11 protein-coding genes, 1 tRNA gene and 1 pseudogene are annotated in these 11157 nt (G+C 64.4%); 3 read left to right on the forward strand and 10 right to left on the reverse strand.

Translation table 11 applies throughout. The features are described from left to right. Positions 1-130: 130 nt before the first annotated feature. The gene (locus tag LRS12_RS10935) at positions 131-1411 is read right to left on the reverse strand and encodes a hypothetical protein (protein ID WP_257844602.1); all 1281 of its coding nucleotides are present in this window, start codon (positions 1409-1411) and stop codon (positions 131-133) included. A 170-nt stretch (positions 1412-1581) separates the two neighbouring features. Between LRS12_RS10935 and LRS12_RS10940 the strand changes: the two genes are divergently transcribed. After that, positions 1582-1657: transfer RNA gene (locus tag LRS12_RS10940), tRNA-Thr, on the forward strand. Between the two features lie 170 nt (positions 1658-1827). Here LRS12_RS10940 and paoC read toward each other — a convergent pair. The 4 genes from paoC to LRS12_RS10960 form a co-directional block, all read right to left on the reverse strand. After that, positions 1828-4026 (reverse strand): aldehyde oxidoreductase molybdenum-binding subunit PaoC, encoded by a 2199-nt coding sequence (paoC, locus tag LRS12_RS10945; protein WP_257844603.1) that lies wholly within the window; start codon positions 4024-4026, stop codon positions 1828-1830. A 3-nt stretch (positions 4027-4029) separates the two neighbouring features. After that, complete coding sequence (locus LRS12_RS10950; protein WP_257844604.1) at positions 4030-4980, reverse strand: xanthine dehydrogenase family protein subunit M; 951 nt, start codon at positions 4978-4980, stop codon at positions 4030-4032. Then, entirely contained in the window at positions 4977-5606 is a 630-nt protein-coding gene (paoA, locus tag LRS12_RS10955; RefSeq protein ID WP_257844605.1) for an aldehyde dehydrogenase iron-sulfur subunit PaoA, read from the reverse strand. The genes LRS12_RS10950 and paoA overlap by 4 nt, the downstream gene beginning before the upstream one ends. Positions 5607-5795: 189 nt before the next feature. Beyond that, the gene (locus LRS12_RS10960; RefSeq protein WP_257845489.1) at positions 5796-6710 is read right to left on the reverse strand and encodes a formylglycine-generating enzyme family protein; all 915 of its coding nucleotides are present in this window, start codon (positions 6708-6710) and stop codon (positions 5796-5798) included. Positions 6711-6821: 111 nt separating this feature from the next. On the opposite strand from LRS12_RS10960, the gene LRS12_RS10965 reads away from it, so the two are divergent. After that, on the forward strand, positions 6822-6965 hold the full coding sequence (locus LRS12_RS10965; protein WP_257844606.1) for a hypothetical protein: 144 nt from the start codon (positions 6822-6824) through the stop codon (positions 6963-6965). A 285-nt stretch (positions 6966-7250) separates the two neighbouring features. Here the strand turns inward: LRS12_RS10965 and LRS12_RS10970 are convergent, their stop codons facing one another. Genes LRS12_RS10970 through LRS12_RS10990 form a run of 5 tightly spaced genes read right to left on the reverse strand, consistent with a single transcriptional unit; the run spans position 7251 to position 10640 of the window. Continuing rightward, positions 7251-7733 carry a DUF892 family protein gene (locus tag LRS12_RS10970; protein WP_257844607.1) on the reverse strand — a complete coding sequence of 161 codons (483 nt, stop codon included), beginning with the start codon at positions 7731-7733 and terminating at the stop codon, positions 7251-7253. A 30-nt stretch (positions 7734-7763) separates the two neighbouring features. Continuing rightward, positions 7764-8036: a hypothetical protein gene (locus LRS12_RS10975; RefSeq protein WP_257844608.1), complete on the reverse strand. Its 273-nt coding sequence runs from the start codon at positions 8034-8036 to the stop codon at positions 7764-7766. Between the two features lie 11 nt (positions 8037-8047). Continuing rightward, on the reverse strand, positions 8048-8833 hold the full coding sequence (locus LRS12_RS10980) for an SDR family oxidoreductase (RefSeq protein WP_257844609.1): 786 nt from the start codon (positions 8831-8833) through the stop codon (positions 8048-8050). A gap of 5 nt (positions 8834-8838) precedes the next feature. Beyond that, complete coding sequence (locus LRS12_RS10985) at positions 8839-10035, reverse strand: zinc-dependent alcohol dehydrogenase (RefSeq protein WP_257844610.1); 1197 nt, start codon at positions 10033-10035, stop codon at positions 8839-8841. After that, positions 10035-10640 carry an SRPBCC family protein gene (locus LRS12_RS10990; protein WP_257844611.1) on the reverse strand — a complete coding sequence of 202 codons (606 nt, stop codon included), beginning with the start codon at positions 10638-10640 and terminating at the stop codon, positions 10035-10037. The genes LRS12_RS10985 and LRS12_RS10990 overlap by 1 nt, the downstream gene beginning before the upstream one ends. Before the next feature lie 171 nt (positions 10641-10811). Between LRS12_RS10990 and LRS12_RS10995 the strand changes: the two are divergent. Then, positions 10812-11109: pseudogene (locus LRS12_RS10995) on the forward strand (plasmid stabilization protein). Positions 11110-11157: the final 48 nt, after the last annotated feature.

Here is an 11157-nt window from a genome sequence, read left to right on the forward strand (position 1 = left end):
CACCGCACCGTAACATTTGAGACTAAATTGCCCGGATAGCGGTAACGCGGGACAAAAAAATGCGCGCGAACCGGGTTTTCGGACCAGTTCGCGCGCAGCTTGGGAGAAGACTTCGGGGAGGGTCAGGTGTTCATGCGGCAGCCTTGCGCAGCGCACGGTTGGACAGCGCGGCATCGTCGTCGATCCGCGCAACGATATCGAGTTCGCCATCGGCACCCGCGCGCGCGAGCAGCAGGACGAATTCCTCCGTGCCTGCCGCCATCTGAACATGCGCGATTGCCGGACGCGCGCGCAGTTCGGCGCGGACCTGATCGAACAGATCGGGCTGCGGCGCGGGCTTGCGCAGCGCGCGCTCGGCCTTGACGATCCCCTTGATGCCACCCTCGGCCGCGCCGATGAAGGCGTCGAGTCCGCCCTCCGCCACGTCGTGGCGGCGCGCATGGCTCATCACCGCGGCGAATTCGGTCAGGCGGGTCTTGTCGTAATCGGTGCCGAAGACGAGCTTGGCAGCAGCGGTCATTGGCGCGCGCGCCTGGACCGTGATGCCGGCATCGGCGAGCAGTTCCGCATAGTCCTCGGCATACGTCTCCGACGCGCGCGCGAAATCATAGGCGCGCGAGAGAGCGCGGTAGAGCGACGAGCGGCTGCGCGTGTCGGCGGCGCGCGCGGCGGCGGCGGTCTCGCGTGCGATCAGCAGCCGGTCGGCGAGCGAATCGGGGGCGGGGGCCGCGACCGGAGCCTCGGCATCCTCGACGATCACATCATCGTCGAACCCGGCGCTCGGCCCGTCAGCCCAGACCGGCGCGGCGACCAGCGGGGTCGGAGCGGTGCGGCGTGCTTCCTCGACCTCGCGCTCCAGCCGCGCCTGGGTCTCGGCGTCGACCAGTTCCTTCCAGTTGATCACGCCATAGATGAAATCGATCGCGTCGCCATCGGACGAGAACGGCATCAGGATGCCGCGGTACAGCGTGTTGTGACCGCGCTGGCCGACAAACTCGGCCTCGAAGCCGATCGGCGCGCGGTTGGCGATGATCTGGAGATAATGGTCGGTCAGCCGCGACAGCAGCGACCGGCTGGGCACCTCGCCGACATGAGTAATGTCGGCGGTGACCCCGCATTCCTCCCGCAGCGAACGGCCAAGATAGCGAATCGCAGGGTTCTCGACGCCCTGACTGAAGTCGAGCAGCACGCTGTGCGGACCGAAATCGGCGATATTGCCCGGATCGAGATCCTCGATCGACGGATAGGCGCGTCCCTGAAGTAGCGAAACCCAATGATTATAGGCGCGTACATGCATGCGCCGCTCGTCCGATCCGATCGACAGGCGATGCGCGTCATGCGCCGAATCGGTCACGCCGGTGTCGTCGTGATCGGTGTCGGGACGGTCATCGAGTCCGCGGGCGGTGTCCATGCGCATGCTCCACAAAGGGCAACGGCCCTCAATCCAGAGCGACTCTGCGCTGCTTGTGGTAAATACTGCGTAAAGGCCGCCAATCGGCAAAACCCGCCCGGCCCCGCTTGTCAGCTACAATCAAGGCTGGTAAGCGCCCCCACCTTCCCCGCCGAACACGCGCGGGGCGAGCCGCTTTAGCTCAGTTGGTAGAGCATCGCATTCGTAATGCGGGGGTCACAGGTTCGAGTCCTGTAAGCGGCACCAGCACATATTGAGAACATTGTAGAAAACCGCAGAAATCTGCGGTAAAATGACCACTGTCGGTCCGCTAAGGTCTCACTATGTTCCATCGGGGCCGCCCAAAAGGGGCCACGAATCGGTGGGCCACGAGAAATGACAGGAGGCGTGGCCCTCATTCGTCTGAGGCGTGCCAGTCACGCGATAGCGGGAAGCCTGTCGAGATACTTGTCCAGCGTCAGCGGATAGTGGCGGACACGGATGCCGGTTGCGTTGTAGACAGCGTTGGCGACCGCCGCGCCTGGGCCGCAAATCCCGAGTTCGCCGACGCCCTTCGCTTTCAGGGGCGAGATCACCGGATCGAGCGTGTCGAGAAACACGCAATCCTGATGCGGAATATCGGCGTGGACCGGGACTTCATATCCCGCCAGGTCGTGGTTCACGAACAGGCCGAAACGCTTGTCCACCGCCAGCTCCTCCATCAGCGCGGCGCCCGCCGACATCACCATCGCGCCGATCACCTGGCTGCGCGCCGAGAGCGGGTTGAGGATGCGACCTGCATCGCACACTGCCAGCATCCGACGAATGCGCGTCTCACCGGTATAGGCATCGACAGCGACCTCCGCGAAATGCGCGGCATAGGTCCCGATGTCATACTCGCGCTTGAAGGCACCGTAGCTCATCTCTCCTTCGGCGGACATCGCGCCTGCATCGGTCAGCGCGAGAGTGCGGTTGCCCAGCCTGATCCGGCCATCCTCGAACTGCGCCGCGTCACCGTCGAAGCCGAGCTTCTCACCGATCGCACGGCGCAGCGCGAGGCAGGCGGCATAGACGCCCGCCGTCGAACTTGCCGCGCCCCATTGCCCACCCGATCCGGCAGCGACCGGAAAATCGGAATCGCCCAGGTCCACGGAGACGCGGTCCAGTGGCACGCCCATTGTCTCCGCTGCAGTCTGGGCGATGATCGTGTAGCTGCCGGTGCCGATATCGGTCATGTCGGTCTGGACGGTGATGCGTCCGTCTGCGGCCAGTTTGATCCGCGCCGCAGACTTCATCGTCGGAGCGCCGCGATACCCGGCGGCGACGCCCATGCCGATCAGCCACCGCCCTTCGCGCACCGCACCCGGCTTCGCATTGCGCTTGCTCCAGCCGAAGCGCTCCGCCCCTTCGCGCAGGCATCGGGTAAGATGGCGATCGGAAAAGGCGCGTTGCGGGTTGCCCGGGACCGACTTGGGCTCATTGCGGATACGAAGTTCGACCGGATCCATACCCAGCTGTTCGGCCAGCTCGTCCATCGCAACTTCCAGTGCCATGTGCCCGGGTGCTTCGCCGGGCGCGCGCATCGCATTGCCCTCGGGCAGGTCGAGCGTCGCGATATAGTTCGCCGTGATGCGGTTCTCGCCGGCGTAGAGCTTCGGCGTCTGCAGCGTGCCGTTCTCGCCATCCTCGCCATTCAGATTGCCCGACCAGTTTTCGTGCGAGATCGCGGTGATCCGCCCATCCTTTTCGGCGCCGATCCGCAGCCGCTGGATCGTCGCGTGACGGTGGGTCGCATTGTTGGCCATCAGGGGGCGCTGCATCGCGATCTTGACCGGTCTGCCGGCCGCCTTTGCGCCGAGTGCGGCGAGCACGGCGTCGGCACGGACGAACAGCTTTCCGCCGAAGCCGCCGCCGATATAGGGCGAATCGACCCGGATGTTCTCTGCGGGGATGCCCAAGATCTGGCTCATTGACCGTTTGGCCCAAGCGATCATCTGGTTCGAGGTCCAGATCGTCAGCCGGTCGCCCTCCCATGCCGCGATGGTCGCGAACGGCTCCATCATCGCATGGCTTTCGTCGGCGGTGTGATAGCGTGCGTCGATCTTGACCGGCGCGGCGGCGAACGCTGCGTCGAAATCGCCCAGTGTCCTGCGGTCCGGCCTGTCTCCGCTGCCCTTGGCGAGGGGCGCGTCGGGTGCCGCCTTCTCAAGGTCGAACGCCCCTTCGGCCCGGTCATAGCGGGTCTGGATCAGTGCCGCCGCAGCGCGGGCCTGTTCGAACGTTTCGGCCACCACGCAAGCGATCGCCTGATGATAGTGAGAAATCTCGCTGCCGCCGAACAGGGGCGCGTTGTTGAATTGCGGCTTGCCGACCGGCTTGGTTTCGGGCGCGGCGACCACGGCCAACACACCCGGAGCCGATTTCGCCGCGGCGGTGTCCATTGCCACGATCCGCCCCTTGGCGATGGCCGATCCGACGATGAAGCCATAAGCCTGGTTCGCGACCACGTCGTGCCGCTCGGCGGCATAGCGCGCGGTGCCGGTGGTCTTGAGCGGACCGTCGATGCGCGGCGTCGCCTTGCCGACGATCCTGGCCTTGTCGAATAGATTGGTCCCGGCGGGGGCGTTGAACTCCATCGGTCAGCTCCTCGCGTCGGCGATCACGCCCGCGAGCGCCCGCTCGGCAAGCGTGATCTTGAATTTGTTCTCTTCGGTCGGGCGCGCCCCGGCAAAGGCACGCGCGACGACTGCCCCGGCGCCCTGGGGCAACAGTGCCTCGGCCGCTTCGACCCGCCACGGCTTGGGCGCGACGCCGCCGAACGCGACGCGACCGGTCCCGTCCTTTTGCAGCACCGCCGCGACCGACACGAGTGCGAACGCATAGGAGCTGCGGTCGCGCACCTTGTGATAGACATGCCTGCCGCCAATCGGCTCGGGCAGGGTCACCGCGGTGATCAGCTCGCCCGGCTCCAGCGCCGTTTCGATATGGGGTGTGTCGCCCCAGAGCCGGTGGAACTCGGCGATCGGAATGGTGCGCGTCGCCCCATCGGGGTTCACCGTCTCGACCATTGCGTCAAGCAACCGCAGCGCGACGGCCATGTCGCCGGGATAGGTTGCGATGCACGCGTCGGACGTGCCGATCACGCCGAGCTGGCGCGAAAACCCGCCGATGGCGCCACAGCCGCTGCCCGGCTTTCGCTTGTTGCAAGGCAAGTTGGGGTCATAGAAATAGGGACAGCGCGTGCGCTGGAGCAAATTGCCGCCGGTTGTCGCCTTGTTCCGCAACTGGCCCGACGCTCCCGCAACGATCGCGCGGGTCAGCACCGCATAGTCGCGGCGCACCCGTCGGTCTGCTGCCAGCGCGGTGTTGCGCACCATCGCGCCGATCCGAAGTCCGCCCTCCCCGGTCTGCTCGATCGTGTCGAGGCCCAGCCGGTTGATGTCGATCAGATGCGTCGGTGCCTCGATCTCCAGCTTCATCAGGTCGAGCAGATTGGTGCCACCGGCGATGAACCGTGCGCCCTGCACCCGCGCCGCCATCGCGGCCGCCTCGGCCGGCGAGCTTGCGCGCGAATAGGTGAAGGCCTTCATGCCTTGGCTCCCGCGACATCGGCCATCGCATCGACGATATTCGAATACGCGCCGCAGCGGCACAGATTGCCGCTCATCCGCTCGCGCATCTCGATATTCGTGGCGCGCGGCCTGGCGGCGACGTCCGTCTGGGCATGGCTTGGAATGCCGCGCTTGATCTCGTCGAGCACCGCCACTGCTGAACAAATCTGGCCCGGCGTGCAATAGCCGCACTGATAGCCGTCATGTTTGACGAACGCCGCCTGCATCGGGTGGAGCTTGTCGGGGGTGCCAAGCCCCTCGATCGTCGTGACCTTGTCGCCATCGTGCATCACCGCGAGCGTCAGGCAACTGTTGATCCGCTCGCCATTGACGATGACCGTGCAGGCGCCGCACTGACCGTGGTCGCATCCCTTCTTGGTGCCGGTCAGCTTGAGATGCTCGCGCAATGCGTCGAGCAAGGTAGTGCGGACATCTAGGTCGAGTTCGCGCAGCTTGCCATTTACGGTTAGGGTAACAGGCATGGTGCTCTCCGCCGCCGGTATGCGGGACGCCGCAGATGCGCGGACCTGGCTGGCGGCCACTCCAGCGGCTCCGGCGGCTAGAACACCACGCCGGGAAAGGTTCAACAAGTCCCGATGATCCATAGCTGGCTACCCTTTGTCCCGCGCCGATGCCCCCGCGTCCCGTACCGATGCCCCAGCGCAACGTATCGGACCCCAAAAAGTTACCCGATCGCGGCAATCTCTCATACGCGATTCAGCTGCGAAGTCTGCCGCTGCTGCTCAGCAGCCATTCCTCCGCTAAAGGGACAGACTTCTCATTCGATTGCGGCCTCAATGGCCGCGGACGACACAGCGGAAGCCGATATGGCTGGTCGCGCTGTCGATCCCCTGTGGGTGGCGGGCGGCGGGGCGGTAGCGCTGGCAATAGTTCGGTGCGCAAAGATGCGATCCGCCTTTCAGCACCTTGCGTCCGATCTTCACCTGCGGCGTCGCGGGATCGAGGCTGTCGCGTAGTCTGGCGCCGCGCGGGTTGGCGGCGACGCAACAGCTTCCCTTGGCCTTGGCCGGTGCGCCTGTGCCATACCAGTCGCGCGTCCATTCCCACACGTTGCCGATCATGTCCGACAGGCCATAGTCATTTGCTGGGAAGCTGCCGACCGGAGTCGTGCGGAAACTGCCGTCGCTTTTTGTGGAGGCGAAGGGGAACAGCCCCTGCCAGTAGTTGGCGAGTACCGCACCGTCCGGCGCAAGTTCGTCGCCCCAGGAAAATTCCCGGCCTTCATGCCCGCCGCGCGCGGCGAACTCCCACTCCGCTTCGGTCGGCAGCGCCTTGCCGGCCCATTTGGCATAGGTTTCGGCGTCCTCGAACGCGATATGCACGACCGGGTGGTCTTCCATGCCGGCGATCGAGCTGCCCGGCCCAGTCGGATGCCGCCAGTCGGCGCCGGGGACGAAGTCCCACCAATTGCCGTGATCGTCGAGCGGGACGGGGGCGGGGGGCTTGATGAATACGAGCGAACCCGGCACCGCAAATGCGGGATCAAGGCCGGGGTAGAGCTTGGGGTCGGGCGGCAGTTCGGCGAAGGTGCGATAGCCCGTCGCCGCGACGAAGGCGGCGAATTGCGCGTTGGTCACCGGCGTCTCGTCGATCCAGAACGGATCGACCTTGACCCGCTTCAACGGCCGCTCTTCCTCGTAAAACTGCTCAGAGCCCATGGTGAAGGTGCCGCCCGGAATATGGCGCATCGCTTCGGGGGCGGTGGCGGGCAGGGCGGCGGATTGCTTCATCATCGCCCTCGAATATGGGGTCTGGCCATCGCGGTTGAAGCCCCGGCGCGATCAGACGTCAGGCCGGAAATGAAAGCGACGATCGACATCGCCAATGCCGTCCTGACCCTGCTTGCCGAACGTGAACCGGGAACACGCTACGCCCAAGCGAGGTCGCACGGAAGATTGCGGCAGATGGGTCTGCAAAGAACAGGGTGGATTGGCGAAGTGTGATGCCGTCTTCATGCGACCAATCTCCTCGTGCTTCTGCCGAAGTTGGGATTGATCGGCTGATCCTGTCGCAGCGGAAATGTGCGTACTCGTTACGGCTGCCGATGCCCATATGCGGACTATCGGGTCCGGGAGCCAAGGGACACGGTGGTCTCAGTATCTCCTCCGCACGGTCGTGCCGCGCTCGAGATCATGCGGCACTCTATGGGCGCACAGGTCGCGCCTTCCACCGATCAGGATGTTTCGCGCGGGTTCGAGCCAGACCAGGAAAGCTGAGGAACATCCGCCTCACATCTCCCCGGTCAGCGCTACGAGCAATTGCTCGAGCCGCGCATCGGCCTCGATCTCGTCGTCTCGGCAGGCGTTCAGGGTAGCGCGAGCCTGAGCGGCGCCAAGGCGCCGCGCCAGGTGGATTGCGGTTTCGTAGCTGACACGCTCGCTTTGCTTGCCCTTTCGAAATGCACCGCACAGGGCGATATCGCGCAGCCCGCCAGCCCTGATCGTCGTCGCATCGCGGGCGGCGTCGTCCAGAATGGCGCGCAGCCAGATATTGGGCGATCCTTTCAGCGCTGCGCCGCGCTCGCGCAACACCTCCGTGAGGCGCTGCGCATGAGTTTCTGCCCGCGCATACTCGCCAGCGAGAAACGTCGCTATCCCTTCGCCTGCATGCTCGCTCAATGCGTCCGATCGTTCGATCCACCCCCGCTTCGCGTCCAGCAGATCCTGGATCGCCACGACGAACAGTTCCGCAGTGGTGGATGTCTGAGTCATGGTTCAGAAGTCCAGCCAACAGATCATGCCTCAACCGTCCGCACGATCCTTCGGATAATCCTCGGGCTTCACTGTTCCGACGACCGGCCGGTCCTCGACCGCCTCGGGGCGCTGGCCGCCGGGCGTATCCTGCCCACGATCGAGCGTATCGCTCGGACTGCGCGCATCGCCCTCGCGCTGATGCTCGGTCGAGAGGTTGGGCCGCGGCTGCGTTTCGGTGTGGCTATTCGGGGCGATGCCCTTCTCTCCCGGCTCGGTCGAGAGGTTGGGGCGGGGTTGGGTTTGGGTATGTTCGTCGGCCATCATATCTTTCCTCAATCCTTGACCGAGCCCGGCTCGGCCATTCCGCGATGCATTTCTGCCAGAACCGACTGGGGCACGACCCCGGAGGCAGCGACCCGCAACTTGTTGCTGACCCCCGATACGAAATGGCCCGTGCCCGCCAGCATCGCCGACCATCCGTCTTGCGCGACTTTGGCCGGGTCTGCCTTGTCGTCATCCTGACCGACTTCGGTGTCGAGCATGCCGGCGCGGGCGAAGAAGGCGGTATCGGTCGCTCCGGGCATCAGGGTGGTGAGCGTAACCCCATCGACATCCTTGAGCTCGTTCCTCAGCGCCTCGGTGAAATAGTTGATGAACGATTTGGTCGCGTTGTAGATCGCGTTGAATGCACCGGGGATGTAGCCCGCAATCGAGCCGGTCACCAGAACCCGTCCCTCACCGCGCGCGACCATGTCCCGAAGTACTTTCTGAAGCAGGTAGACCGTGCCGGTGACATTCGTATCGATCGAATGACGCCATTTCGCGACATCCTGTTCAAGGAACGCGCCGCCCGTTCCCACACCCGCATTGGCGATCAGGATATCGATCCGTCGGCCGGCTGCCGCAGCGAGCAATCGATCGACACCTTCGATGCCCGAAAGATCGGTCTCTACGGACTCGACCTTGACGTCGTATTTGCCGAATTCCTCCGCGACCCCCCGGATCTGGGGCTCGTCGGCGACGACGATCAGGTCATATCCCGCTTGCGCGGCGAGCCGCGCGAGTTCGAGGCCGATCCCGGTCGAAGCGCCGGTGACGAGTGCAAGTCGATTGGACATGGCTCTTACTCCGCTGCCATCTGGGCTTCCATGCCGGGCTTCAGCACAACCTTGGTCACCTCGTTCTGATTGTCGTGGAACATCTTGTACCCCTCCGGTGCCTGTTCGAGCGGGAGGGTGTGGCTGATCAGGAAGGTCGTATCGATCTTCCCTTCGAGGATCGCCTGCAGCAGGCCGGGCATATAGTGCTGGACATGGGTCTGGCCCGTCTTGAGCGTCAGCCCCTTTTCCATCAGCGCGCCGAGCGGGAACTTGTCGACAAAGCCGCCATAGACCGCCGGCATGGAGACACGCCCGCCCTTGCGACACGCGAGTATCGCCTGGCGGATCGCATGCGCGCGGTCGGTCCCGAGGAAGGTCGACACCTTGATCTGGTCGATCACATTGTCGACGAAGAAGCCGTGCGCCTCGAGACCGACCGCGTCGATGCACGCGTCCGGCCCGATGCCGCCGGTCATTTCCATCAGCGCTTCATAGGTCTTGCTGTCCTCGAAGTTGATCGTCTCGGCGCCGAAGCGCTTGGCGAGCTCGAGACGGCGCGGGAAATGGTCGATTGCAATGACCCGCTCCGCTCCCATCAGGAACGCCGACTGGACCGCGAACAGTCCGACCGGGCCGCAGCCCCAGACCGCGACAGTATCGCCGGGCTCGATCTGCGCATTTTCCGCCGCCATCCAGCCGGTTGGGAGGATGTCCGAGAGGAACAGGACCTTCTCGTCCTCGACCCCCTCGGGAATCACGATCGGGCCGACGTCGCTGAACGGGATACGGACATATTCCGCCTGTCCACCCGAATAGCCGCCGGTCATGTGGCTATAGCCGAACAGGCCGGCCATCGGTTGGCCGTACAGTTCCTGCGCAATATCCTGGTTGTCGGCGGGCAGGCCGTTGTCGCACGCCGAATATTGATGCTTGGAACAATGATAGCAGGCGCCGCACGAGATGGTGAACGGCACCACCACGCGCTGGCCTTTCTGAAGCGTCGATTTCGGGCCGACCTCGACCACCTCGCCCATGAACTCATGGCCCAGGATGTCGCCCTTCATCATTGTCGGGATGTATCCGTCGTAGAGATGCAGGTCGGAGCCGCAGATCGCGGTCGCGGTCACCTTGATGATCGCATCGCGCGGGTTGAGGATTTCGGGGTCGTCGACGGTATCGACGCGGACGTCATGCTTGCCGTGCCATGCCAGTGCGCGCATCAGTTTTTTCCTTCTTCCATCTGGGCACGACTGCGGGCGCCGGTGGCAATCTCCCCCGTCTCCATCAGTTGCTTGAAGCGGCGCAGGTCGCGGCGTGCCTGGATCGCCGGTTCGCGCTGGAACATCTTCGCGATCACCTTGCCGATGATGCCCGCAGGCGGGTCATAAAGGATGGTCGCGGTCACGATGGTGCCGCGGTCGCCCTGCGCGTCGCGAAAGTCGATACGGCCGCTATTGGGCACGTCTGCGCCGTCTTCGGACGCCCATGCGATCACCTCGCCGTCGACTTCCTGGGTGATCATCGACGTCCACTCGACGGTCTTGCCGCCGGGAGCCTTGACCACCCAGCGCGAACGCTTGTCATCGAGCATTTCGACTTTCTCGACATTCTCCATGAACCTCGAAAGCTTGGTTAGGTCGCGCCAATAGGCGTAAAGTTCGGCACGCGGACGCCTGATGGTGACAGTGCGGGCGATCAGAGTGTCTGCCCCGTTGCCGGGCGCATCAATGAGAGTGTCGGTCGCGGCATCTACTGCTGCGGTGGGGTGTTTCGAGGACGCGAGCGGAGCGTCGTCCGCGCGCGCGGGATCGATCGTATCTGCCATGGCTGATCCTTGCTGAAAGGGTGCTGCGTCAACGAGGCAGGCGACTGGAGTGTTCCCCAGGACGCATGGAAAATGCTTATTCTAACATATGTTATGGGTCCGCGGCGGTCCGGAACCAAGCCTGTGGAAGAAGCGCTTTCAACGGCATCGATGATCGACGGGAGACGTGTGATGCCGCAGGGCGACAAGGATAAATATACCGACAAGCAGAAGCGCAAAGCCGAGCACATCGAGGAAGGCTATGAGGATCGCGGCGTCAGTCACAAGGGAGGCCGAACGCCGCGCCTGGGCCACGGTGAACAAGGAGTCGGGCGGAGGCAACAAGTCCGGCTCCGGGCGCGGGAAGAAGGACAGCCACGAAAGCGCGCGCAAGGGCGGTCACAGGAGTGGATCAAGTCAGAGTTCGGCCAAGCGCTCGGCGGCGGCCAGGAAAGGCTGGGAGACGCGCCGCAAGCGGGGCAACGGATAAATCGCTTAGACCAGAAGCCATATCGCTGCGGCGAGCGCCGCAGTAGCG

Origin of the sequence: Sphingomonas sp. J344, from assembly GCF_024700005.1 — a bacterium.
Classification (GTDB): domain Bacteria; phylum Pseudomonadota; class Alphaproteobacteria; order Sphingomonadales; family Sphingomonadaceae; genus Sphingomonas.